The organism is Bacillus sp. A1 (genome assembly GCF_042296235.1).
Taxonomy (GTDB): Bacteria; Bacillota; Bacilli; order Bacillales; family Bacillaceae; genus Bacillus; species Bacillus velezensis.
In genome coordinates this window covers 3,666,245-3,690,655 of record NZ_CP141181.1, presented here as the reverse complement: position 1 = coordinate 3,690,655, position 24,411 = coordinate 3,666,245, and the positions used below count along the sequence as shown (strand labels likewise).

Below are 24,411 nucleotides of genomic sequence, written 5' to 3'. Positions count from 1 at the left end.
AGTTAAATAACTTAAAAAAGAGTATGAAAAAATTAAGTAATTTTCATCTCTTGAATTTTCATTTTTACAGGCATAAAATGACTAAGTAATGTAAATAGTTATGAGACATTGTTCGAATAATTGTCAAAAAAAGATATAGCAGATCGCGATCACACTAGCCAAAACGGGTAATTACTTAACTTTGTTAACTATTTGAAGAAAGAAGGAGATTTTCTTGAATAATATTAAAGTAACGAAGGAAGGCAACTTAGAAACTACTTTAAGAGGAAAAGAAGTTCTATCTATCCCTACTTTAAATAAAGGTGTTGCGTTTTCAGCAGAAGAAAGAAAAAGCCTTGGATTAGACGGGCTGCTTCCTCCGACAATTCTGTCTCTTGATGAGCAGGCAAAACGCGCATACGAGCAGTTTCAAGCTCAGCCGGACCGCCTTCGCCAAAACGTGTATTTGAATGATTTGCAAAACCGTAACGAAGTTCTTTTCTTTAAATTGCTTCAAAACCATCTTCGTGAAATGCTGCCGGTTGTTTACACACCGACTGTCGGTGAAGCGATTCAAGAATACAGTCATGAGTACAGAAGACCTCAAGGAATTTACCTTTCTATCGACAACGTGGAAGGAATTGAAGAGGCATTTGAAAACCTTCATGCCACTGCCGGAGATATTGATCTGATCGTTGCGACAGACTCAGAAAGCATCCTCGGAATCGGTGACTGGGGTGTAGGCGGTATCAACATCGCCATCGGTAAATTAGCGGTATACACAGCTGCTGCCGGTATTGACCCAAGCCGCGTCATTCCTGTCGTTCTTGACGTCGGTACGAACAATGAAAAACTTCTGAACGATCCTTTATACATCGGTAACCGCCATGAACGTATCCAAGGCGAACGTTACGAAGCTTTCGTTGACGCTTATGTAAAAGCTGCGCTTAAATATTTCCCTAAAGCTCTTCTTCACTGGGAAGACCTTGGAAACAAAAACGCGCGCAATATCATGAAGAAATACAACCAAGAAATTCTTACATTCAACGATGACATTCAAGGAACAGGTGCGATTACGCTTGCAGGTGTGCTTGCGGCTATGAAGAAAACAGGCGCGTCTATTAAAGACCAGCGTGTGGTTGTCTTCGGTGCGGGATCTGCCGGAATCGGAATCGCTGACCAAATCCGCGACACTATGGTGCTTGCCGGTCTTTCTGAAGAAGAAGCCAACAAAGCGTTCTACACAATGGACTACAGAGGCTTGTTAATTGAAGGTATGGAAAACATCCTTGATTTCCAAGAGCCGTACCTGCGCACAGCTGAAGAAATTAAAGATTGGAAACGCGATGAAAATGGACAAATTCCTTTCATTGAAGTGATCCGTCAAGCGAAACCGACAATCTTAATCGGTACATCAGGCCAAAGCGGCGCGTTCAGTGAAGAAATCGTCAAAGAAATGGCAAAACACGTTGAGCGTCCGGTCATCATGCCGATGTCTAACCCGACACCGCTTGCTGAAGCCGTTCCTAGCGATCTTTTCAAATGGACTGACGGCAAAGTGCTTGTGGCGACAGGAAGCCCGTTTGACAATGTAGAGTACAATGGCGTTTCTCATGAAATCGGACAATCTAACAACGCATTCGCGTTCCCTGGACTTGGTCTCGGTTCAATCGTTGTAGAAGCGAAAGTGATTACTCCTGCAATGTTTGCGGCAACTGCTGACGCAATCGCAGAAAGCGTTGATTTTGAAACACCGGGTGCAGGCCTTCTGCCGAGCATGAGCGACTTACAAGAAGTTTCAATTAAAGTTGCGATCGCCGTAGCGGAAACTGCCATTAAAGAAGGCGTGGCAAACCGCATTCCTGAGAATGTAGAACAAGCCGTTCTTGATGCAATGTGGAAACCGCAATATAAGCAAGTTGTCGCTAAATAATTTTTACGATTAATTTTACAGTCCGAGGGAAAGCTTTTATGTAAAGGCTAAAGTATACGGACATTAAGGATTTGGAGGAGAACATTTTGAGCTTCTTAGATATTTTAATCCTCCTGGCGCCGATCTTTTTCGTGATCGTGCTGGGATGGTTCGCAGGTCGCTTCGGAAGTTATGACGCGAAGTCAGCAAAAGGGGTAAGCACCTTAGTTACGAAGTACGCGCTTCCGGCGCATTTTATCGCAAGTATTTTAACCACTTCAAGAAGTGCGTTTTTATCACAGGTTCCTTTGATGGTCGCTTTGATCATTGGGATTGTCGGATTCTTTATCGTCATTCTGTTGGTTTGCAAATTTATCTTCAAGTATGATTTAACGAATTCATCTGTATTTTCTTTAAACTCTGCACAGCCGACATTTGCTTTTATGGGTATTCCCGTACTAGGAAGCTTATTCGGAGCAAGCGAAGTAGCGATTCCTATCGCCGTTACGGGTATCGTGGTTAACGCCATCCTTGACCCGCTTGCGATCATTATCGCTACTGTCGGTGAGTCATCTAAGAAAAAAGACACTGAAAACGAGAACTTCTGGAAAATGACTGGTAAGTCTATTCTTCACGGTCTTTCCGAACCGCTTGCGGCTGCACCGCTTATCAGTATCATTCTGGTACTCTGCGGTGTAACACTCCCTGGCTTGGGAGAAAAAATGCTTGATCAGCTCGGAAGCACAACATCAGGTGTTGCGCTCTTCGCCGTCGGTGTAACTGTCGGTATCCGCAACATTAAGCTCAGTCTGCCGGCTTTCGGTATCGCTTTGTTAAAAGTTGCCGTTCAGCCTGCGCTGATGTACTTGATCGCTCTTGCAGTCGGACTTCCGGCTGACCAGATCACTAAAGCGGTATTGCTCGTTGCATTCCCTGGATCTGCGGTAGCGGCGATGATTGCCACACGTTTCGAAAAACAAGAGGAAGAAACTGCGTCCGCGTTTGTAATCAGTGCGATTTTATCTCTAATCTCACTGCCGATCATCATTGCGCTGACTGCATAATGAAAAGCTCCCTGTTTCAGGGAGCTTTTTTGATTAGAATTGAAATTTAAAAGGCGAAAATCTTGTTTTTTTTCTGGGTTTCTTATGTTCTGAAGAAGCGGCTGTTTCTGAGAGGGGAGCTGTCTGGGCAAGTTCCTGGATGCGGGAGGCCAATGTCTGCAATTCGGAATTGAGGTCGTCAATTTCCCGTCTGTGCTGAAGAAGCTGATAAGACACCCCTTCATCCGCCTTTTGTTTCAGCTGGCGTTCAAGCTCCTCTATCCTTGAAAGCAGATGGTTCTCACCTTGTTTCTCTTTCGTGAGAATGTCCAGTTTGCGCTCCAGCTCTGCCAATCTTTGTTCAGCGCCGCCATTGATTTTCGGACGCTGCAAAATGAAGCCCGTCCGTTTTTTCGGCTGCCGGGGCACTTGAACGTCCAGAAGGGCAGTGCCTTCAGAAATTTGCCGTTTGACCGATTTCAGCACATCAAGATCCTCAGGTGTAAAGGAATAATGTCCGAGCTCATTCCGTTCAGCCGGAAGATTCAGCTGCTTGACCCACCTTTGCACCGTTTTTGCGGAGACACCGAGCTCTTTCGCGGCCATGTTTGTATTCATGATCACATACCTCCTTTTTGCTAGGTATTCGACCATGAGGCGGCGTTCCCTTCATGTTAGACAAAACAAGAAGGAATTCGCCAAAGAAAGCGGCATTTCTTCAAAAAACGTTACGCTTCATACAATTCAAGCGGAAGCTTGTCGGGATCGAAGAAGAAGGTAAACCGTTTCCCCGTCAGCGGATCGGTTCTGATCGGTTCTGTGCCGACGCCCTTTTCCTTTAACTCCCTGACGGCTGCTTCAAGATCGTTTACGGTGAAAGCGAGATGCCGGAGACCCGCGGCTTCCGGTCTGGTCGGCCGTTCGGGCGGATCGGGAAAGGAAAACAATTCAATCGCGTACGCGCCGTCCAGCGCAAGATCAAGTTTATAAGATCCGCGATCCTTTCGGTATGTTTCTTTTATAATGCCGAAACCGAGTATCTCGGTGTAAAAAGCTTTCGACTTTTCATAATCAGAGCATATGATTGCTATATGGTGGATGGATTTCAGCATATCCGCCCCTCCTTTTTTGCTTCAGTATAACAGAGGCGAATTGCTTTTGACTGGCGATAAGCCCTATACTATAATGAGAATGTTACGCACAGGAAAACAGAGGTGAAGACCGTGTTAGACCGTTTACAGTCAATTGAACAACGATACGAAAAATTAAATGAGCTTTTAAGTGATCCGGAAGTGGTCAACGATCCGAAAAAGCTTAGAGAATATTCGAAAGAGCAATCTGATATACAAGAAACCGTTGAAGTCTATAGACAATACAGAGACGCATCAGAACAGCTTGCCGATGCGAAAGCGATGCTTGAGGAAAAGCTTGATGCCGATATGAGAGAAATGGTGAAGGAAGAAATCTCCGAACTGCAGGGAGAGACGGAAACCTTATCAGAGCGTTTGAAAGTGCTCCTCATCCCGAAAGACCCGAACGATGACAAAAACGTAATCATGGAGATCCGCGGAGCAGCGGGAGGAGAAGAAGCCGCGCTGTTTGCGGGAAATCTCTACAGAATGTACTCCCGTTATGCCGAAATCCAAGGCTGGAAGACTGAAGTCATGGAAGCAAACGTGACCGGAACGGGCGGTTACAAAGAAATCATCTTTATGATTACGGGAAAAGGCGCATACTCCAAGCTGAAGTATGAAAATGGCGCGCACCGCGTACAGCGTGTTCCGGAAACGGAATCAGGCGGCCGTATTCATACATCCACGGCGACGGTGGCGTGTCTTCCTGAAGCGGAAGAAGTAGAAGTGGACATCCACGAAAAAGACATCCGCGTCGATACATTTGCATCAAGCGGACCGGGCGGACAAAGCGTAAACACGACGATGTCGGCCGTACGCCTGACGCATTTACCGACCGGTGTCGTCGTATCCTGTCAGGATGAAAAATCTCAGATTAAAAACAAAGAAAAAGCGATGAAGGTGCTCCGCGCCAGAATCTATGACAAATTCCAGCAGGAAGCTCAGGCTGAATATGATCAGACCCGCAAATCAGCCGTCGGTTCAGGCGACCGTTCCGAGCGTATCCGCACATACAATTTCCCGCAAAACCGTGTGACGGATCACCGCATCGGCCTGACGATTCAAAAGCTGGATCAAATCCTGGAAGGCAAGCTTGATGAAGTGGTTGAAGCGTTAATCGTAGAAGACCAGTCAAGCAAGCTCCAGCAGGCGGAAAATTAAGATGAAGACCGTTTTTGAAGCCCTAAGCTGGGCTTCTTCTTATTTAACCGAAGCGGGAAGAGAAAAAAACGCGGCCGAGCTGCTGCTGTTAAATGATACCGGAATGGATCGGAGCAAACTTCTCGCAAGTCTGCAGGAGACCGTCGGCGAGGACGAGCTTTATCGATTCAGACGGCACGTGGAGATGCATAAAGAAGGTATTCCGATTCAATATATTATCGGGAAAGAACAGTTTTACGGCAGGGAATTTTTTGTGAATGACGATGTTCTCATTCCGCGTCCGGAGACGGAAGAAGTCGTCTTTCATTTGCTGGACAGACAGAAGCGGGCATTTTCCGAGGCAGAACGCCTGAACGTCATTGATATCGGTACGGGGAGCGGAGCCATTGCGGTGACGCTTGCGCTTGAATGCGGACATTTTTCAGTATCGGCTTCGGATATTTCAAAAGAAGCGCTGCAGGTGGCGGAAAGAAATGCGCAAAACCTTGGAGCGGACGTGTGCTTTTTGCAGGGAGATCTGTTAACTCCTTTTATTTCATCAGGAAAAAAAGCGGATATTATTGTTTCCAATCCGCCGTATATTTCTGAAGAAGAAATGGCGGATTTGTCGGATATCGTCCGTTTCCATGAGCCGCTTCATGCTCTTACGGACGGCGGTGACGGTTTGAAATTCTACAAGCGGTTTATGGAGGAGCTGCCTCTTGTCATGAAAGATAAAGCGCTTGTCGTCTTTGAAATCGGATATAATCAGGGAAAAGCCGTGAAAGACCTGTTCCGTCATTCCTTTCCGAATGCGGAAGTGGAAGTCGTACAGGACATCAACGGAAAAGACAGAACCGTATCCGCGGTCATCACATCATAACAAAAGCCCGCCGGTGACGCACACGGCGGGCTTTTGTTACAATGGAAAGAAAATGAAAGGGGCATCCGCCTTGAAAAAAGCGTTCGCCTTCGGATGTATACTCGCCGCCGCAGCTTATGCGGCGGGGGTTGTTCTGCCGTTTGGCGTTGACATCATTTTCGGCGCCGTTACGGCTGTTCTTATCGTCACAGCGATCATCGTTTCCGGGTTGGCCGTAAGCGGAGCGGAGCAGCGGGCCAATTATCATTCTGAAACAGAAGAAGGACGGCACGCCCGTTTAAAGATGGCCGCCGTTTTCTTTTGCGCCGCTCTCCCTTCAGCCGGCTGTCTGCTGATTACGCTTCTGTAGCCGGATTTTGTCTTTGCAGCAATACGGAATCCCATACCCAATAGACGACGGCTGTTAAAACCGCAAAGATATAAAAGGCTGAATTAGAAAACAGAGATTGGCCTGACGGCTGCAAAAGACCGAAGATGATCCCGTTTGCAATGAATGACACCCCTAAATAATAAAGAAAATACAGCGGATGAAATCTCTTCGGCTTTTTATTCAGAAAGTATTGAAGCGGCAGCGCAAAAATCAAATAAGGAAACAAAAAATAAAACGCCATCGAAATGAAAGCCGCGATAATGAATTGATGAACATACAAAATAGAATAAATGACAGACATACATGCCGCCGACAGCAGCACGGTGTAATTATATTTCATCTGAAAACCTCCTATCAAAATAATATCGTACCATATTTTGAATCTGTCAATGCAGATTATCAGCTTGCTAGATTTTTTTCTTCCCGCCGGTTTAAACCTTTTCCGTCATGTCCATAATGGGACTAGATAAAAAAAGCACGGAGAGGAACGGTGGGGACCGATGAAACAGACGATGATGATCTGCATATATATTTTTCTTTTATTATCAGGAGCGCTTGCGGGTTTGACAAAAGAAGAAACAGCGCGGGCATCAGCCGATGAGCCCGTCGTCATACCGGATGAAGCGATCCGGCTCAGGATTTTGGCCAACAGTGATAACGATGAGGATCAAAAGCTCAAGCGCCAGATCAGAGATGCTGTAAACAAGCAAATCACGGACTGGGTGAAAGATATCACTTCCATTGAAGAAGCGCGGCGGCTCATTCGTTCGAAGCTTCCTGAAATTAAAGAAATCGCCAAACAAACGATGAAAGAAAAGGGTGCGCATCAATCCGTTTCAGTTCAATTCAATAAAATCTCGTTTCCGACAAAGCTGTACGGCAATATGGTCTATCCGGCCGGAAAATATGAAGCGATTTTAATTACACTTGGCAATGGCGAGGGCGCCAACTGGTGGTGCGTCTTGTTTCCGCCGCTGTGCTTCCTTGATTTCTCAAACGGCGAAGCGGTGAAAGATCAGGAAGACGGCGGACAGAAGCAGGAAGAAACGCAGAAACAGACTAAAAAAGTGCTGGATGACGTAAAAGCAAAGGCCGATAAAGCGAAGAAAGAAAAGAAAGATGACGATGATACGGAAGTGAAGTTTTTCCTCGTCGATTGGATTTCAGATCTATTTTCCTGAAGCAAAAGGCATAAATCCGGATTCGATTCATAGATTGGAAGAAAGAGTTGATCGAAACGGAGGGAAATATATGTTTTATCAGCTGAGAGTGGCAAGAGATCAAGATACGGAGGCGCTGGAGGCCTTTTTGAAAAAGGCTGATACGGCACATGCGGAAATCGATCAGCAGATCAGCCGTTTTATCGTGCTGGAAGACAGTGAAAAAAAGATTGCCGCCTGTCTCGGGATCGAAAAATTCAGCGGCGGAAAAGGGCTTCTCCGTTCACTCGTCATGTCGGACAGGCTGAATCAAAGCCATATCGTTACACTGTTTCAAAGTATGGATGTGCTGTGCAAAAAACATGAGATTCAAGATGTCTACTTAGTCGCCAATCAGCCCTCATCTGCTGAGTTTCTGAATGTGATGGGATTTGAAGCGTGCGCCGATGCGCCTGATGAACTGTATACGTCCGAACATTTCCGCAATTCGTTATGCACAGAAGGTTCGTTTTTAATGGTGAAAACCTCTGCCTGATCTAACTTATACACAAGGTTATCCACTTATTAAAAAGTGTTGTCCACAGTTTGTGGATAACACTTGTTTTATTAAAGGACATCTTTTATACTTTCAAAAGGAATACACGAGAGAAAATAAAGTTTTACCGCTTTAAAATAAGGAGTTTGGTTATACATGAAAACAAGAAGATGGTTTGTGGATTGTTCCGCAGAATTATCCACAACCGATCCCCAGATTACACAAGCCGCGGAATTGCTCCGGCAGAATGAGGTTGTGGCTTTTCCGACAGAAACCGTTTACGGACTGGGCGCTAACGCTGAAAATACGGAAGCCGTAACGAAAATATATGAGGCGAAAGGAAGGCCGAGCGATAATCCGCTGATTGTGCATATATCCCACATCAGCCAGCTTGATCGTTTTATCAGCCATATTCCTGAGACGGCGAAAAAGCTTATGGAGCTATTCTGGCCGGGGGCGCTGACCCTTGTCTTGCCGTGTAAGCCCGGTGTGCTGTCACCCCGTGTCACCGCGGGACTTGAGACGGTAGCTGTCAGAATGCCTGATCATCCGGTAGCATTAGCCCTCATCAGCTCGGCCGGACTGCCGATCGCAGCGCCGAGCGCCAATTTATCAGGAAAACCGAGCCCGACGAAGGCCGAGCATGTAGCTCATGATTTAAACGGCCGCATTGCCGGTATTGTGGACGGCGGCGCGACGGGAATCGGAGTGGAATCAACCGTTCTGTCCTGTACGGGGAAACAGCCCGTGCTGCTTCGTCCGGGCGGCGTGACAAAAGAGCAGATTGAATCCGCCGCCGGTCCGGTTCTTGTGGATAAAGGGCTGACCGAAGAAGATGAGGTTCCTATTTCTCCGGGTATGAAATATACACATTACGCGCCTTCTGCGCCGATGGCTATTGCCGACGGCGGCGCCCGGAGAATTCAAGAACTGGCAGACACATATAAAAGCCGGGGGAAACGAATCGGCATTCTGACAACAGAAGAGAACGCCGATAGTTACCAGGCTGATTATATCAAGGTCTGCGGCAGACGCGCCGACCTTGAAACAGTGGCGTCCGCCTTATACGATGCGCTCCGCAGCTTTGATGAAGCGGAAGTGGACATGATTATTTCTGAGTCCTTTCCGGATACCGGAGTGGGACTCGCCATTATGAACAGGCTGATGAAAGCCGCAGGCGGCACCGTTATCCATTAACTTGTTCTACCCCTTATCGGACATGCATAAGCTAAACAAGCGGGCACGTCCAAGGGGGTTTTTATTTCATGTCGAATCTATTCATCGGGGAACTTGTCTCCTTAAGCATCATGGCATTTGCTTTGGGGACGGATGCCTTTTCCGTCGGGCTCGGGATGGGAATGATTCAGCTGAAGAAAAAACAGATATTTCATATAGGGGTTGTCATCGGGCTGTTTCATGTCATGATGCCGCTTGTGGGAATGGCGGCCGGGCATCTGCTGTCCGGTTTTCTGGGGATGCTCGCCGTTTACATCGGCGGATCTCTTCTTTTCATTTTAGGGGTGCAGATGATCATCGCCGCGTTTAAACAATCAAACGGGCCGCTCATATCTCCGGCAGGCTCGGGACTGTTGCTGTTTGCGGTCGGCGTCAGTCTGGACAGCTTTTCTGTCGGGCTCAGTCTCGGGATGAACGGCTCCAATCCGTTTCTGGCCGTTACGCTGTTCGGTGTCTTCAGCACCGTTTTAACATGGGCGGGCCTTTTGGCTGGAAGAAAGGTGCAGTCGTGGCTCGGCTCCTACAGCGAAGCGCTTGGCGGAGCCATTTTGATCGGATTCGGGCTGAAACTGCTTTTACCGATATAAGATACGTAAAAAAAGAAACGAAGATGCCGTTTCTTTTTTCTTCATTTATAATAGGCAGTAAGAGGTGACGGACATGAAAATAATCTTTGTATGTACAGGCAATACGTGCCGCAGTCCTATGGCTGAGGCTCTTTTTAAATCCATTGCAGAAACGAAAGGGCTGGACGTCAGCGTAAGCTCGGCCGGCGTATTCGCGTCTCCGCACGGAAAAGCGTCGGCCCATGCCGTAGAAGCGCTGTTTGAAAAACGGATCGCTCTCAATCACAGTTCATCTCCCTTATCGGAAGAACATATCGAGACGGCTGATCTGGTGCTGGCGATGACTGAACAGCACAAACAGCTGATTGAAGGCCGATATCAAAACAGTCAGGGCAAAGTCTTTACCATTAAAGAATACGTAACGGGGGAAAACGGCGATATCTCTGATCCGTTCGGCGGTCCGCTTGATGTTTATAAACAGACGCGGGACGAACTGGAGGAGCTGCTGACCCTTTTGGCTGATCAATTGCTTGACGGAAAAAGCAAGTAATCTGTCAGAAAATCTGCAAACAGGTCATTTGCAAAACGAATGTGAAAGAGTAGAATGAAATCAACGGATTTCGTAATAAAAAGGACAAGCACACTGGGCTGTCTTCGCCCAGCCACACCTAGGAGGTAAATGAATGAAAGTAGCTATTGCGTCAGATCACGGCGGCGTCCATATCCGCGAAGAAATAAAAAGTCTTTTGGATGAATTGCAGATTGAATACATTGATATGGGCTGTGAATGCGGCGCCGGCTCTGTCGATTATTCAGACTACGCTTTTCCGGTAGCGGAAAAAGTGGTGAACGGCGAAGCTGACAGGGGAATTTTAATTTGCGGCACAGGCATCGGCATGAGCATCTCCGCAAATAAGGTAAAGGGTATACGCTGTGCGCTTGCCCATGACACCTTCAGCGCAAAAGCGACGCGTGAACACAATGACACGAATGTTCTTGCGATGGGCGAACGCGTCATCGGCCCGGGGCTGGCGCGCGAAATCGCAAAAGTCTGGCTGACGACTGAATTTACGGGCGGCCGCCACGAACGGCGGATCGGCAAAATCGCAGATTACGAAGAAAAAAATCTGTAAGAGGTGCTGGACAATGGAAGAGATGAAGCAAAAATGGACGGACATGCTGACTGAGTTTCAAGAGCAGGCAGGACTGACGGACGGCAGTCTGCTGGTGATCGGGTGCAGTACAAGTGAAGCCGCCGGAAGCCGGATCGGCACCGCCGGAAGCGGGGATTGGGCTGAATTGATATACGGCGGACTTAACCGGTTTAAGGAAAAAACGGGTGTGCATCTTGCTTTTCAATGCTGCGAGCATTTAAACAGGGCGCTTGTCATTGAAGCGGAAGCGGCCGAGCGGTTCAGGCTCCCCATTGTTTCAGCCGTCCCCGTCCCGAAAGCGGGCGGAGCGATGGCCTCTTATGCATACCGGCAGATGCGTTCTCCCGTGCTCGCCGAATCGATTCAGGCTGACGCCGGGATTGACATCGGCGATACGTTCATCGGCATGCATCTGAAGCCCGTTGCCGTCCCTGTCCGGATATCAAGCCGTGAGCTTGGAGAAGCACATGTGACGATGGCCCGGACAAGGCCGAAGCTGATAGGCGGAATTCGCGCCGTTTATGAATGCGAATGATGAAAATGCTTTTCCTATATAATGTTCGTGTTTTCTAATTAAATTTTGTGATTTTTTTAAATAAGCTGTTACATTCACCTGAAAAACCATGTACAATAAGGGTGGTAAAAATAAAGAACAGGAAACGGATAGGAGAGGATCTCGCTGATGAAACATTTACCTGTACAAGACAAACAAGTGTTTAACGCCATCAAAGATGAGCGTAAGCGTCAACAGACTAAGATCGAATTAATTGCTTCTGAAAACTTCGTGACGGAAGCGGTAATGGAAGCACAAGGCTCTGTTTTAACAAACAAATATGCTGAAGGCTACCCCGGCAAACGCTACTACGGCGGCTGTGAGCATGTTGATGTCGTCGAGGACATCGCCCGCGACCGCGCGAAAGAGATTTTCGGAGCTGAGCATGTAAACGTTCAGCCGCACTCAGGCGCTCAGGCGAACATGGCTGTTTACTTCACGATTTTAGAGCACGGCGACACGGTGCTCGGGATGAACCTCTCCCACGGCGGCCACTTAACACACGGAAGCCCGGTTAATTTCAGCGGCGTTCAATACAACTTTGTAGAATACGGTGTCGATAAAGACACGCAATATATAGATTATGAAGATGTGCGTGAAAAAGCGCTGGCGCATAAGCCGAAACTCATCGTTGCCGGAGCGAGCGCGTACCCCCGCACGATCGACTTTAAAAAATTCCGTGAAATCGCTGATGAAGTCGGCGCTTACTTCATGGTCGACATGGCGCATATCGCGGGTCTTGTCGCAGCCGGTCTTCATCCGAATCCGGTTCCTTACGCTGACTTTGTAACGACAACGACTCACAAAACACTTCGCGGACCCCGCGGAGGAATGATCCTTTGCCGTGAAGAGTTCGGCAAAAAGATTGATAAATCCATTTTCCCGGGAATCCAAGGTGGACCGCTTATGCATGTCATCGCGGCCAAAGCCGTTTCTTTCGGAGAAGTGCTTGAAGATGAGTTCAAAACATATGCGCAAAACGTCATCTCGAACGCGAAGCGCCTGGCTGAGTCTCTGAACAAAGAGGGCATTCAGCTCGTATCAGGCGGAACGGATAACCACCTTGTGCTTGTTGACCTCCGTTCTCTCGGTCTGACCGGAAAAGTCGCTGAACACGTTCTTGATGAAATCGGCATTACATCTAATAAAAACGCGATCCCTTACGATCCGGAAAAACCGTTCGTCACAAGCGGAATCCGTCTCGGTACGGCAGCTGTGACAAGCCGCGGCTTTGACGGTGACGCGCTTGAAGAAGTCGGCGCCATCATCGGCCTCGCACTGAAAAATCATGAAGACGAAGCAAAACTTGAAGAAGCGAGACAGCGCGTATCTGCCTTGACTGAAAAGTTTCCTTTATATAAAGAACTGGACTATTAATAAGGAAGAAACCCACCGGAACCTTAATCCGGCGGGTTTTTTTATGATTTTCTTGAAACTGTTTGTCTTTTTCTGTAGAATCAATAGAAGTGTGAAAAAGTCACTCGGACAACAAAAAAGGAGCTGAACACAGTATGGGAAAGGTTTACGTATTTGATCATCCTTTAATCCAGCATAAGCTGACATATATTCGGAATGAAAATACAGGCACAAAGGATTTCAGAGACCTTGTGGACGAAGTCGCATCACTGATGGCGTTTGAAATTACACGTGATCTTCCTCTTAAAGAAGTGGAAGTGAAAACACCTGTTCAAACAGCGACATCCAAAGTGATTTCAGGGAAGAAACTCGGTATCGTGCCGATCCTGAGAGCGGGTCTCGGAATGGTTGACGGCATGCTGAAATTAATCCCGGCCGCTAAAGTGGGACATGTCGGATTATACCGTGATCCGGAAACCTTAAAACCGGTGGAATACTATGTCAAGCTTCCTTCTGATGTAGAAGAACGCGAATTTATTGTCGTGGATCCGATGCTTGCTACGGGAGGCTCTGCGGTGGAAGCGATAAACAGCCTGAAAAAGCGCGGCGCGAGAAACATTCGTTTTATGTGTCTTGTAGCGGCTCCGGAAGGCGTGGAAGAGCTGATGAAACATCATTCTGACGTTGATATTTATATCGCCGCCCTTGATGAAAAACTGAATGAAAAAGGCTATATCGTTCCGGGCCTCGGTGACGCGGGTGACAGACTGTACGGAACCAAATAAATCGGAAAACCTCATTCAGGGGTTTTCTTTTTTTTATCCAGATATTTGCTGAATGGGCAGAGTTCATACATTTATAGGTGAATTTGTGAACATTCTGTGTATGCTTCCGGTATAAAAAGTTTTTTAACTTTAAACAGATTGACACATGTTAGGGGCTATTGTATGCTAAACGAGGGTATTATGAGAAGGTTTTCATTCCTTTCATTTCTAGTATCCATCCTCATTTTAAATCCTCCAAAAAACCCGTTATATGAGGATTTATCTAAGCGAATGAAACAGCATCCCGTGGCATCAGGAGGATGAGTGGTTTTTTCGAACAGGCCGTTTTGCGGACAAAAAAGGCCTTCTGCAAAGGGTTAACCGCATGTTTTGCCGTATCCAGGAATTATATTACATTTTCATCAGGAGACAGATAGTTGATGGACGATCCCAATCTTACATTCAGCAGACAACGAAGATATGTATTTGTGATCTTAGCAATCTATTTGCTGGGATATGGTCTTACGGCGTATAAAACTGTTTTTTTAGGCCTCTTTTTGGGAACTGTTTTCAGTTTGTTTAATTTGTGGCTCTTGACCAGAAGAATGAATGCTTTTGACAAGGCCGTGGCGAAAGGAAAGTCCATACGATCACTCGGGAGCGCAGCGCGTTGGTGCAATGCGATACTTGCGATGGCTGTCGCCTTTAAATATCCCGATAAAGTCAGTGTGGCAAGTGTGATTATTGGATTAATGACAATTTATCCCGTCATTATGATAGATTCCATTATTCAGCTCAAACGTTCATCAATGGAAGAGAGGTGAAAACCCATTGAATCACGATTACAGAACTATTGATTTGTTTGGTCTTACTTTTAATCTGACAAACATTCTGATGATTACTGTGGCAAGTGTGATTGTGCTGCTGATTGCGATTCTTACTACGAGAACGCTGTCTATACGTCCAGGAAAAGCCCAGAACTTCATGGAATGGATTGTTGATTTTGTCCGCAATATTATAGGCAGTACAATGGATTTAAAAACAGGGGCTAACTTCTTGGCGCTTGGTGTAACCTTGCTGATGTACATATTTGTATCAAATATGCTGGGGCTGCCGTTTTCTGTAACGGTCGGACACGAGCTTTGGTGGAAATCACCGACGGCCGATCCGGCTATTACTCTGACTCTAGCCGTTATGGTTGTGTCGTTAACGCACTATTACGGCGTGAAGATGAAAGGTTTGAAGGAATACTCTAAGGATTACCTCAGACCGGTTCCGCTTATGTTCCCGATGAAGATCATTGAGGAGTTTGCGAATACGCTGACACTCGGACTTCGTCTTTACGGTAACATTTTCGCCGGGGAAATTCTTCTTGGCCTGCTTGCGAATCTGGCGACGAATTTCTACTCAAACAGCTTCTTTCTCGGTTTGGTCGGCACAGTCGGAGCCATTCTTCCGATGCTTGCATGGCAGGCGTTCAGCTTGTTCATCGGTACCATCCAGGCATTTATCTTTACGATGCTGACGATGGTGTACATGTCACACAAAATCAGTCATGATCATTAAAATCATATATCCATTCGGATAACATTTTAAAGGAGGAACTTTTTCATGAATTTAATAGCAGCTGCAATTGCAATCGGTTTAGGTGCACTTGGTGCAGGTATTGGTAACGGTCTGATCGTTTCACGTACGGTAGAGGGAATCGCCCGTCAGCCGGAAGCAGGAAAAGAACTTAGAACTCTTATGTTCATGGGTATCGCATTGGTTGAGGCCCTTCCGATTATCGCTGTCGTTATCGCGTTCTTAGCGTTCTTTGGCTAAGCAAAAAAGCCTTATATGAACTAAAAATGGCGAAGATCACTCTAAGAGAACCTTCGCCATTGCTTTATGTCTGATAAGCAGGCCGTCCCGAAACGGCTTTTTATCAGCAGAGAAAACCTGCAGAAGGGAGTTGCCGTAGTAGATGTCTCAATTACCTCTTGAATTAGGACTGTCGTTTAACGGCGGAGATATCCTATTCCAATTGTTAGCTATGTTAGTTTTATTAGCGCTTCTCAAGAAATTCGCTCTTGGACCGCTATTAAATATAATGAAACAGCGTGAAGATCATATCGCCGGCGAAATTACGTCCGCTGAAGAAAGAAATAAAGAAGCGCAGAAGCTGATTGAAGAGCAGCGCGTTCTTTTAAAAGAAGCGAAACAGGAATCACAATCACTCATTGAAAATGCGAAAAAACTGGGTGAAAAGCAGAAGGAAGACATTATCCAGGCTGCACGCGCCGAGTCTGAAAGATTGAAAGAAGCGGCGAGAACCGAAATTGTCAAAGAAAAAGAACAAGCGGTTTCCGCACTTCGCGAGCAAGTCGCATCACTTTCTGTCTTAATCGCATCGAAAGTGATTGAAAAAGAGCTTGATGAACAAGCCCAGGAACAACTGATTCAGGACTATCTTAAAGAGGTAGGAGAAAGCCGATGAGTGGATCTGCTGTCTCTAAACGATACGCGTCAGCGCTTTTCGACATTGCCGTTGAGACTTCTCAAATCAATGAAATCGAAGAAGAGCTTACCGTACTAAAAGAAGTGTTCCGGAACGAAGCCGGATTACAGGAAGTGTTAAGCCATCCGAAGGTATCGGCCGCTAAGAAAAAAGAGCTGATTCAGCAATCGTTCGGCGCACTGTCTGAGTCTGTGCTGCATACGATTTTTCTTCTGATTGACCGCCGCCGGTCTTCGATTGTGCCTGATCTCACAGACGAGTTTATCAAACTTGCCAATCAGGCCCGTCAGACAGAGGACGCGGTTGTTTATTCAGTAAAACCGCTGTCAGAAGCGGAAATGTTATCATTGTCTCAAGTGTTTGCAAAAAAAGCCGGAATCGCTTCGCTCAGAATCAGAAATGAAGTGCAGACGGATTTAATAGGCGGCATTAAAGTCCGCATTGGAAACCGGATTTATGACGGAAGCGTGAGCGGAAAGCTTGAGCGCATGGAACGTCAACTTGCCGGAGGAAATCGATAGAAGGGGTGAAACCTAAGTGAGCATCAAAGCTGAAGAGATTAGCACGCTGATAAAGCAGCAAATTCAAAATTACCAATCTGAAATTGAAGTTCATGACGTAGGTACAGTCATCCAAGTCGGAGACGGTATTGCGCGTGTGCACGGCCTTGACAATTGTATGGCCGGTGAACTTGTTGAGTTTTCAAACGGCGTTTTGGGTATGGCTCAAAACCTTGAAGAATCCAACGTAGGTATCGTTATCTTAGGACCTTACAGAGATATCCGTGAAGGTGATGAGGTCAAAAGAACGGGCCGCATCATGGAAGTTCCTGTAGGTGAAGAATTAATCGGACGTATCGTCAACCCGCTCGGACAGCCGGTAGACGGACTGGGTCCGATTCTGACAAGCAAAACACGTCCGATCGAAAGCCCGGCTCCAGGCGTAATGGACCGTAAATCAGTACATGAGCCGCTGCAAACGGGTATCAAAGCGATCGACGCGTTAATTCCGATCGGCCGCGGACAGCGTGAGCTGATTATCGGGGACCGTCAGACAGGTAAAACATCTGTTGCGATTGATACAATCTTGAACCAAAAAGATCAAGACATGATCTGTGTGTACGTAGCGATCGGCCAGAAAGAATCTACAGTGCGCGGCGTAGTGGAAACACTTCGTAAGCATGGCGCGCTTGATTACACGATTGTCGTGACGGCGTCCGCTTCACAGCCGGCTCCGCTTCTGTACCTTGCACCGTATGCAGGGGTGACAATGGGTGAAGAATTCATGTACAACGGCAAGCACGTTCTCGTCGTATATGATGATTTATCTAAACAAGCGGCCGCTTACCGTGAGCTGTCATTGCTTCTTCGCCGTCCGCCGGGCCGTGAAGCATTCCCTGGGGATGTATTCTATCTTCACTCCCGTCTGCTTGAGCGCGCAGCCAAGCTGAGTGACGCAAAAGGCGCAGGATCAATTACGGCGCTGCCGTTCGTCGAAACACAAGCAGGAGATATCTCCGCTTATATCCCGACAAACGTCATTTCCATTACTGACGGACAGATTTTCCTTCAATCCGACCTATTCTTCTCAGGCGTGCGTCCTGCGATCAATGCCGGATTATCCGTATCCCGTGTCGGCGGATCAGCCCAAATCAAAGCGATGAAAAAGGTAGCGGGAACATTGCGTCTTGACCTGGCTTCATACCGTGAACTTGAAGCGTTCGCCCAATTCGGATCTGATCTTGACCAGGCGACTCAGGCGAAACTGAACCGCGGTGCGCGTACAGTTGAAGTGCTGAAGCAAGACTTGAATAAACCGCTTCCGGTTGAAAAACAGGTAGCCATTCTTTATGCGCTGACAAAAGGATATCTTGATGATATTCCGGTTGCGGATATCAGACGTTTTGAAGAAGAGTACTACATGTACCTTGATCAAAACCATAAAGATTTGCTTGACGGCATTGCGAAAACAGGAAACCTTCCTGCTGATGAAGACTTCAAAGCTGCAATCGAAGGCTTCAAACGCACATTTGCACCAAGCAACTAACCCTTAGAAGATGAGAGAAAAAGGTTCTCTTTTTCTCTCTTTTTACGCAAATGAAGAATAAAGGTGGTGAAATCTTTGGCCTCATTACGCGATATTAAGTCAAGGATCACGTCAACGAAAAAAACAAGCCAGATTACAAAAGCCATGCAGATGGTATCCGCTGCGAAGCTGAACCGTGCGGAAACCAACGCGAAGTCATTTGCTCCGTATATGGATAAGATCCAGGAGGTTGTGTTTAACGTCGGAAAAGGCGCGAAAAACGCGAAACACCCGATGCTTGTCTCAAGAGAAGTGAAAAAGACGGCGTATCTCGTCATTACGTCTGACCGCGGGCTTGCGGGTGCGTTTAACAGTTCGGTTTTGCGAAACGCTTACCGCACCATTCAAGAACGCCATCAGTCTAAAGATGAATACACGGTGATTGCAATCGGCAGAGTCGGCCGCGATTTCTTCAAAAAACGAGAAATGCCGATTTTGTCTGAGTTAGTGGGGCTTGGCGACGAGGTCACTTTTGCTCAGATTAAAGATTTGACCCGTCAGACGGTTCAAATGTTTATCGACGGCGCTTTTGATGAACTGCATTTGGTGTATAACCATTTCGTCAGTGCGATTTCACAGGAAGTGACGGAGAAAAAAGTGCTGCCTTTAACGGATTTCGGAACGAGCGGCGGGAAGCGCACGGCTTCTTACGAGTTCGAACCGGATGAAGAAGAGGTGCTCGAAGTGCTGCTTCCTCAATATGCGGAAAGCTTAATTTACGGCGCGCTTCTTGACAGTAAAGCAAGTGAACACGCTGCGAGAATGACAGCAATGAAAAATGCGACTGATAATGCGAAAGAACTCATTGATTCACTTTCGCTTTCATATAACCGCGCGCGTCAAGCGGCGATTACACAAGAAATTACCGAAATTGTCGGCGGTGCAGCCGCTTTAGAATAGAAAGATTTTGTCAGGAGGGATAGCGATGAAGAAAGGACGCGTAAGTCAGGTGCTTGGACCGGTTGTCGACGTACGTTTCGAGGACGGCCACTTGCCTGCGATTTATAATGCGATTAAAGTTTCACAGCCAGCTACAGGCGAAAATGAAGTAGGCATCGACCTAACGCTAGAGGTTGCTCTTCATTTAGGCGATGATACAGTCCGTACAATTGCCATGGCATCTACGGACGGAATTCAGCGCGGAATGGAAGCTGTTGATACAGGTGCGCCGATTTCCGTTCCTGTCGGTGATGTGACTCTCGGACGCGTATTTAACGTACTGGGAGATAAAATTGATTTAAATGAACCGCTGCCTGCGGATGCTCAAAAGGACCCGATCCACAGATCAGCTCCTTCATTCGATGAGCTTTCAACTGAGGTTGAAATTCTTGAAACGGGAATTAAGGTTGTTGACCTGCTCGCTCCTTACATCAAGGGCGGTAAAATCGGATTGTTCGGCGGCGCCGGCGTAGGTAAAACCGTATTAATCCAGGAATTAATCAACAACATCGCGCAAGAGCACGGCGGTATTTCCGTATTCGCCGGTGTAGGAGAGCGTACTCGTGAAGGGAACGACCTTTTCTACGAAATGAGCGATTCAGGCGTTATCAAGAAAACAGCCATGGTCTTCGGACAAATGAACGAGCCGCCGGGCGCACGTATGCGTGTAGCACTGACGGGTCTTACAATGGCTGAGCATTTCCGTGATAAACAAGGACAGGACGTACTGTTCTTTATCGATAACATTTTCCGTTTCACACAAGCGGGTTCAGAGGTTTCCGCGCTTCTCGGCCGTATGCCTTCTGCGGTTGGTTATCAGCCGACGCTTGCGACAGAAATGGGTCAGCTTCAAGAGCGTATTACGTCTACAAACGTTGGTTCAGTTACATCTATCCAGGCGATCTACGTGCCTGCCGATGACTACACTGACCCGGCTCCGGCGACAACGTTCGCTCACTTGGATGCAACGACTAACCTTGAGCGTAAATTAACTGAAATGGGTATCTACCCTGCGGTTGATCCGCTGGCTTCCACTTCCCGCGCGCTTGCTCCGGAAATTGTCGGAGAAGAGCATTATGCGGTGGCGCGTGAAGTCCAGTCAACGCTTCAGCGTTACAAAGAACTTCAGGATATTATCGCGATTCTCGGTATGGACGAATTAGGTGAAGAAGACAAGCTTGTCGTTCACCGCGCCCGCCGTATCCAGTTCTTCCTTTCTCAAAACTTCCACGTAGCTGAGCAGTTTACGGGACAAAAGGGTTCTTACGTGCCTGTTAAAGAAACGGTACGAGGCTTTAAAGAAATCCTTTCCGGTAAATATGACCATCTTCCGGAAGATGCATTCCGTCTTGTGGGACGCATTGAAGAAGTCATTGAGAATGCGAAAGAGATGGGTGTAGAAGTTTAATCTGGTCCTAGGAGGGTAAAAGCATGAAGACCGTTAAAGTCAATATCGTTACTCCCGACGGCCCAGTATATGATGCTGATATTGAAATGGTAAGTGTAAGAGCCGAGAGCGGTGATCTCGGTATCTTGCCTGGCCATATTCCGACCGTGGCTCCGCTTAAAATCGGCGCTGTCCGCCTTAAAAAAGACGGGCAGACCGAATTGGCGGCTGTCAGCGGCGGATTTTTAGAAGTCCGTCCTGATCAGGTCACTATCCTTGCACAAGCCGCTGAAACAGCGGAAAGCATTGATAAAGAGCGCGCCCTTGCTGCGAAAAAGCGGGCGGAAGACCGTTTGAACAAACGATCAGATGATACTGACATTCGTCGGGCTGAGCTTGCGTTACAGCGGGCTGTAAACAGATTGGATGTTGCAGGAAACTAAAAAAGAATCCTTCTCGGCTGTCTGAGAAGGATTCTTTTTCTATATTAACGCATAAGAGATTCATAGACGCCGATAAGCGGATGATCCTCTTCTTTTTGCAGATATAAATGTTCGCAGCAGTTGTCGGTGTGCCACGTTTTGTTTCCTCTCCGCACACCCGTCGTATAAGCGCCGTCCGTATACGGATAAGGTTTGACGACCCATTCGGCATCGTCATGGTGTCTGATGGCGCAATCGATGACATACACGCTGAGCATTTTCTCAAATTCGTCAATCGGCAGGTTCCAATCCGCCAAAAGCAGCTCTTTTATGCTGCGGAAGTAAAGAGCTTCCACTTCCAGCAGGCTGCCGCGTGAATAATCAAGAGAAATGTTGAAAAACTGACATAATTCTTTCAGTTCCTCTGTTTGAGACTGTCTATAATCATAGTAGAATGCTATCGCTTCCCACTCGTGGTCAAATACGGGAAGTGTTTCTCCATACTGCTTTTCCGGATGAAAAAAGGAATGATTCATATTCCCATCACCTTTCCAAAAAAGTATATCATGCCGGAGAACGGACATTTAAGCGGGGATTGCCCCTAATTTTGGATAAAAATTCTGATGTAAAAATGATCATCTTTCTCTCTTCTTCTTATATAATAAGAGAGGATATGAGGGGCGGAAAAAATGAAAGGAGATGGGATTTGTGAATGTATTGGGGCAGCAGGCCGCAATCAGCATCCTGGTTCACCTGGTATGCATTGCGGTGACATGGTGGGCGCTTCAGGCCGTCAACTTTGATCCGCTGATCCGAAAAGGAAAAATAGTGCAGGCGAGGCTGCTGATCATTCTTCTTACCATTGCGATCGGTACGGCAGTCGCTGACTTCTTTTTAGATTATCTTACCTATTCGAAACAGCTTCCATACTTATTTTAAGATGTTTCGGCTGTTGAAATGAAGGGAATCGCTGGGTGAGCAACCAATTTTTCTTCACCCGCTTGGCGAGTTTTGACGAAGTTTTCCATGTATCGCTTTCCCCGGCTCCGGCAAAAATGGGAGTAAGGGGGAGAGATCGGTATGAAGAAAAAAAGAGCAGGCCGCATCATCTTATTTTTTGTTTTTTTAAGCGCCTTAATAGCGGTATTTCATTCCATTCATGCAAGTGAGCTGTCTCCGCTTGCCCAGATTGCCGAAGGAATGGAGCGGCAACATGTCACTGTAGATGAATGGACGCTTCATGCGAAAGAAAATCTGAACCTGTCACTGAGTGAATTTGATGACAAGGTAAAAGAACTGAAGACGCAGTATCCGCAATATCACTGGAAAACCGCGCGGGAAGATAAAATCGTAAAGGCCGTCGGCACGTATTCTGACAAAAAAAATCACACAACTTTTAAACTGCAGCTCGTCACTACCCTCAAAAACCAGAACCCAACTTCGTATTTATTATATGAGCAAATGAGCCCGGAGCAACCGGAAAACTGGAATGATACATATGAACAGTTTGAACGGCAGGCACATGACATATTTCAAAATAAAGTATTTATTTTTACTTGTCTAAAGGGTCATTTAAATGATAATATGAGTATTGTTTTGCAAAAAAAAGCAGAACAGCTCATGAAAGAATTTGAAGCAAGTCCAGTTGAACATGTAGTTGAGCCTCATTTCGTTTCTGTTTCTGCATTTACATATAAGTGGACAGATTACATCATGACATCGAAACATAAGATGAATGTGCAAGTTGCGCTTAGAAGTGCGGGAATGGGCGAAAAACATACCGTTACGGTTGGCACACCAATCGTGACGACTGAATATTAATATAGAGAATATAGGGACGCGGAGGGGAATACCTTGGAAAAAATCATCGTCCGCGGCGGTCAGAAGTTAAACGGCACAGTGAAAGTTGAAGGAGCAAAAAATGCCGTTTTACCAGTTATCGCTGCATCTTTATTAGCAAGTGAAGAAAAAAGCGTAATATGTGATGTACCTACGCTCTCCGATGTATATACAATCAACGAAGTGTTGCGTCATTTAGGAGCAGATGTGCATTTTGAGAATAATGAAGTTACCGTAAACGCTTCTTACGCTTTAGAAACAGAAGCACCTTTTGAATATGTGCGTAAAATGCGCGCGTCAGTGCTTGTTATGGGCCCTCTGTTAGCCCGTACGGGTCATTCAAGAGTAGCGCTTCCGGGCGGCTGCGCAATCGGCTCAAGACCGATTGATCAGCATTTAAAAGGCTTTGAAGCAATGGGTGCAAAAATCAAAGTAGGCAACGGCTTTATTGAAGCAGAAGTGGAAGGCCGTCTGCAGGGCGCAAAAATCTATTTAGATTTCCCAAGTGTGGGTGCGACAGAAAACTTGATTATGGCAGCTGCTTTAGCTGAAGGAACAACAACGCTTGAAAACGTGGCAAAAGAGCCTGAAATCGTTGACTTAGCGAACTATATCAATGCGATGGGCGGAAAAATCCGCGGAGCCGGCACAGGCACCATTAAAATTGAAGGTGTCGAGAAGCTTCACGGCGTAAGACACAACATCATTCCTGACCGTATTGAAGCGGGTACTTTCATGGTGGCTGCGGCTATCACGGAAGGAAATGTATTAGTCAAAGGTGCGGTTCCTGAGCATCTTACGTCTTTAATTGCGAAGATGGAAGAAATGGGAGTCAAAATTACGGATGAAGGAGAAGGCCTTCGTGTCATCGGTCCTGCCCAGCTGAAGCCGATCGACATTAAAACGATGCCTCACCCAGGATTCCCGACTGATATGCAGTCGCAAATGATGGCGCTGCTTCTCCGTGCGAGCGGAACAAGCATGATTACTGAAACTGTGTTTGAAAACCGTTTTATGCATGCTGAAGAATTCCGCCGGATGAATGGCGACATTAAAATTGAAGGACGTTCTGTGATCATTAACGGTCCTGTACAGCTGCAAGGCGCAGAAGTTGCCGCTACGGACCTGCGTGCGGGCGCGGCGCTGATTCTTGCGGGATTAGTGGCTGAAGGTCATACACGCGTCACGGAACTGAAGCACTTGGATCGCGGTTATGTGAATTTCCATCAAAAACTTGCGGCTCTCGGCGCTGACATCGAGCGTGTCGTTGATGAAACGGCCGCTGAACAAGAAAGCAAAGAAGTCGTAACTGACCTAAACGCATAATGGCTGTAAAAACAGTATGTCAATCTGGCATACTGTTTTTTTATGGTTTATCATCATTATTATGCTCTGATTTCCAAAAAAGAATACGTTTTTCGATTGAAAAATGGAATAAAGATTCTGTCCAAAAGG

At 46.7% G+C, this 24,411-nt stretch carries 30 protein-coding genes; 26 read left to right on the top strand and 4 right to left on the bottom strand.

What is annotated here, in order from left to right:
* The first annotated feature begins 214 nt into the window (after positions 1 to 214).
* A complete protein-coding gene (malS, locus tag U2H13_RS18165; protein WP_376700562.1) occupies positions 215 to 1,912 on the top strand; it encodes an oxaloacetate-decarboxylating malate dehydrogenase in 1,698 nt (565 codons plus the stop codon).
* Positions 1,913 to 1,998: 86 nt separating this feature from the next.
* The gene (locus U2H13_RS18160; protein WP_007407608.1) at positions 1,999 to 2,955 is read left to right on the top strand and encodes an AEC family transporter; all 957 of its coding nucleotides are present in this window, start codon (positions 1,999 to 2,001) and stop codon (positions 2,953 to 2,955) included.
* Between the two features lie 33 nt (positions 2,956 to 2,988).
* Here U2H13_RS18160 and racA read toward each other — a convergent pair whose 3' ends face one another.
* Together racA and U2H13_RS18150 are read right to left on the bottom strand one after the other, a co-directional pair.
* Positions 2,989 to 3,552 (bottom strand): chromosome-anchoring protein RacA, encoded by a 564-nt coding sequence (racA, locus tag U2H13_RS18155; RefSeq protein WP_021494805.1) that lies wholly within the window; start codon positions 3,550 to 3,552, stop codon positions 2,989 to 2,991.
* 110 nt (positions 3,553 to 3,662) lie between these two features.
* Positions 3,663 to 4,046, bottom strand: coding sequence for a VOC family protein (locus tag U2H13_RS18150; RefSeq protein WP_007614387.1), 384 nt, complete (start codon positions 4,044 to 4,046; stop codon positions 3,663 to 3,665).
* A gap of 111 nt (positions 4,047 to 4,157) precedes the next feature.
* Here U2H13_RS18150 and prfA point away from each other — a divergent pair, with 111 nt between their 5' ends.
* From prfA to U2H13_RS18135, 3 genes are all read left to right on the top strand, one after another.
* Complete coding sequence (prfA, locus tag U2H13_RS18145) at positions 4,158 to 5,228, top strand: peptide chain release factor 1 (RefSeq protein ID WP_003151139.1); 1,071 nt, start codon at positions 4,158 to 4,160, stop codon at positions 5,226 to 5,228.
* A 1-nt stretch (position 5,229) separates the two neighbouring features.
* Complete coding sequence (gene prmC / locus U2H13_RS18140; protein ID WP_021494807.1) at positions 5,230 to 6,090, top strand: peptide chain release factor N(5)-glutamine methyltransferase; 861 nt, start codon at positions 5,230 to 5,232, stop codon at positions 6,088 to 6,090.
* A 70-nt stretch (positions 6,091 to 6,160) separates the two neighbouring features.
* Entirely contained in the window at positions 6,161 to 6,439 is a 279-nt protein-coding gene (locus tag U2H13_RS18135) for a DUF5316 family protein (protein WP_007407605.1), read from the top strand.
* Here the strand turns inward: U2H13_RS18135 and U2H13_RS18130 are convergent.
* Positions 6,426 to 6,800: a UPF0715 family protein gene (locus U2H13_RS18130; protein ID WP_003151143.1), complete on the bottom strand. Its 375-nt coding sequence runs from the start codon at positions 6,798 to 6,800 to the stop codon at positions 6,426 to 6,428. The genes U2H13_RS18135 and U2H13_RS18130 overlap by 14 nt on opposite strands.
* Before the next feature lie 160 nt (positions 6,801 to 6,960).
* On the opposite strand from U2H13_RS18130, the gene spoIIR reads away from it, so the two are divergent.
* From spoIIR to U2H13_RS18040, 18 genes are all read left to right on the top strand, one after another.
* Positions 6,961 to 7,641 carry a stage II sporulation protein R gene (gene spoIIR, locus U2H13_RS18125; RefSeq protein WP_014419106.1) on the top strand — a complete coding sequence of 227 codons (681 nt, stop codon included), beginning with the start codon at positions 6,961 to 6,963 and terminating at the stop codon, positions 7,639 to 7,641.
* A gap of 70 nt (positions 7,642 to 7,711) precedes the next feature.
* Positions 7,712 to 8,155: a hypothetical protein gene (locus tag U2H13_RS18120; RefSeq protein WP_007614382.1), complete on the top strand. Its 444-nt coding sequence runs from the start codon at positions 7,712 to 7,714 to the stop codon at positions 8,153 to 8,155.
* Between the two features lie 156 nt (positions 8,156 to 8,311).
* Positions 8,312 to 9,352, top strand: a complete 1,041-nt coding sequence (locus U2H13_RS18115; protein WP_022553920.1) for an L-threonylcarbamoyladenylate synthase — start codon at positions 8,312 to 8,314, stop codon at positions 9,350 to 9,352.
* A gap of 68 nt (positions 9,353 to 9,420) precedes the next feature.
* Complete coding sequence (locus U2H13_RS18110; protein WP_103526568.1) at positions 9,421 to 9,978, top strand: manganese efflux pump MntP family protein; 558 nt, start codon at positions 9,421 to 9,423, stop codon at positions 9,976 to 9,978.
* 73 nt (positions 9,979 to 10,051) lie between these two features.
* Entirely contained in the window at positions 10,052 to 10,507 is a 456-nt protein-coding gene (locus U2H13_RS18105; protein ID WP_003151148.1) for a low molecular weight protein arginine phosphatase, read from the top strand.
* A 133-nt stretch (positions 10,508 to 10,640) separates the two neighbouring features.
* The gene (gene rpiB, locus U2H13_RS18100; protein ID WP_003151149.1) at positions 10,641 to 11,090 is read left to right on the top strand and encodes a ribose 5-phosphate isomerase B; all 450 of its coding nucleotides are present in this window, start codon (positions 10,641 to 10,643) and stop codon (positions 11,088 to 11,090) included.
* Between the two features lie 13 nt (positions 11,091 to 11,103).
* Entirely contained in the window at positions 11,104 to 11,646 is a 543-nt protein-coding gene (locus U2H13_RS18095; RefSeq protein ID WP_103526569.1) for a TIGR01440 family protein, read from the top strand.
* A gap of 147 nt (positions 11,647 to 11,793) precedes the next feature.
* A complete protein-coding gene (glyA, locus tag U2H13_RS18090; protein ID WP_014419101.1) occupies positions 11,794 to 13,041 on the top strand; it encodes a serine hydroxymethyltransferase in 1,248 nt (415 codons plus the stop codon).
* Positions 13,042 to 13,175: 134 nt separating this feature from the next.
* Entirely contained in the window at positions 13,176 to 13,805 is a 630-nt protein-coding gene (upp, locus tag U2H13_RS18085) for a uracil phosphoribosyltransferase (RefSeq protein WP_014419100.1), read from the top strand.
* A gap of 419 nt (positions 13,806 to 14,224) precedes the next feature.
* Positions 14,225 to 14,608 (top strand): ATP synthase subunit I, encoded by a 384-nt coding sequence (atpI, locus tag U2H13_RS18080; RefSeq protein WP_003151155.1) that lies wholly within the window; start codon positions 14,225 to 14,227, stop codon positions 14,606 to 14,608.
* Between the two features lie 7 nt (positions 14,609 to 14,615).
* Positions 14,616 to 15,350 (top strand): F0F1 ATP synthase subunit A, encoded by a 735-nt coding sequence (gene atpB, locus U2H13_RS18075; protein ID WP_014419099.1) that lies wholly within the window; start codon positions 14,616 to 14,618, stop codon positions 15,348 to 15,350.
* 45 nt (positions 15,351 to 15,395) lie between these two features.
* Positions 15,396 to 15,608 carry a F0F1 ATP synthase subunit C gene (gene atpE, locus U2H13_RS18070; protein ID WP_003151167.1) on the top strand — a complete coding sequence of 71 codons (213 nt, stop codon included), beginning with the start codon at positions 15,396 to 15,398 and terminating at the stop codon, positions 15,606 to 15,608.
* Positions 15,609 to 15,750: 142 nt separating this feature from the next.
* Positions 15,751 to 16,263, top strand: a complete 513-nt coding sequence (gene atpF, locus U2H13_RS18065; RefSeq protein ID WP_003151168.1) for a F0F1 ATP synthase subunit B — start codon at positions 15,751 to 15,753, stop codon at positions 16,261 to 16,263.
* Complete coding sequence (locus U2H13_RS18060; protein ID WP_003151169.1) at positions 16,260 to 16,805, top strand: F0F1 ATP synthase subunit delta; 546 nt, start codon at positions 16,260 to 16,262, stop codon at positions 16,803 to 16,805. The genes atpF and U2H13_RS18060 overlap by 4 nt, the downstream gene beginning before the upstream one ends.
* 16 nt (positions 16,806 to 16,821) lie before the next feature.
* Positions 16,822 to 18,330, top strand: a complete 1,509-nt coding sequence (gene atpA / locus U2H13_RS18055) for a F0F1 ATP synthase subunit alpha (RefSeq protein WP_017418736.1) — start codon at positions 16,822 to 16,824, stop codon at positions 18,328 to 18,330.
* A 75-nt stretch (positions 18,331 to 18,405) separates the two neighbouring features.
* Positions 18,406 to 19,269 (top strand): ATP synthase F1 subunit gamma, encoded by an 864-nt coding sequence (atpG, locus tag U2H13_RS18050; protein WP_003151172.1) that lies wholly within the window; start codon positions 18,406 to 18,408, stop codon positions 19,267 to 19,269.
* 25 nt (positions 19,270 to 19,294) lie between these two features.
* Positions 19,295 to 20,716, top strand: coding sequence for a F0F1 ATP synthase subunit beta (atpD, locus tag U2H13_RS18045; RefSeq protein WP_003151173.1), 1,422 nt, complete (start codon positions 19,295 to 19,297; stop codon positions 20,714 to 20,716).
* 23 nt (positions 20,717 to 20,739) lie between these two features.
* Complete coding sequence (locus U2H13_RS18040) at positions 20,740 to 21,138, top strand: F0F1 ATP synthase subunit epsilon (RefSeq protein ID WP_003151176.1); 399 nt, start codon at positions 20,740 to 20,742, stop codon at positions 21,136 to 21,138.
* A gap of 44 nt (positions 21,139 to 21,182) precedes the next feature.
* Here the strand turns inward: U2H13_RS18040 and U2H13_RS18035 are convergent, their stop codons facing one another.
* Positions 21,183 to 21,653, bottom strand: a complete 471-nt coding sequence (locus U2H13_RS18035; RefSeq protein ID WP_014419098.1) for a hypothetical protein — start codon at positions 21,651 to 21,653, stop codon at positions 21,183 to 21,185.
* A 172-nt stretch (positions 21,654 to 21,825) separates the two neighbouring features.
* Between U2H13_RS18035 and U2H13_RS18030 the strand changes: the two genes are divergently transcribed.
* The 3 genes from U2H13_RS18030 (at position 21,826) to murA (ending at position 24,282) form a co-directional block, all read left to right on the top strand.
* Entirely contained in the window at positions 21,826 to 22,056 is a 231-nt protein-coding gene (locus tag U2H13_RS18030; protein WP_007614366.1) for a DUF1146 family protein, read from the top strand.
* A 141-nt stretch (positions 22,057 to 22,197) separates the two neighbouring features.
* Positions 22,198 to 22,938, top strand: a complete 741-nt coding sequence (locus U2H13_RS18025) for a YwmB family TATA-box binding protein (protein WP_029972867.1) — start codon at positions 22,198 to 22,200, stop codon at positions 22,936 to 22,938.
* Between the two features lie 33 nt (positions 22,939 to 22,971).
* Positions 22,972 to 24,282, top strand: a complete 1,311-nt coding sequence (gene murA / locus U2H13_RS18020) for a UDP-N-acetylglucosamine 1-carboxyvinyltransferase (RefSeq protein WP_007614362.1) — start codon at positions 22,972 to 22,974, stop codon at positions 24,280 to 24,282.
* The last annotated feature ends 129 nt before the right edge of the window (positions 24,283 to 24,411 follow it).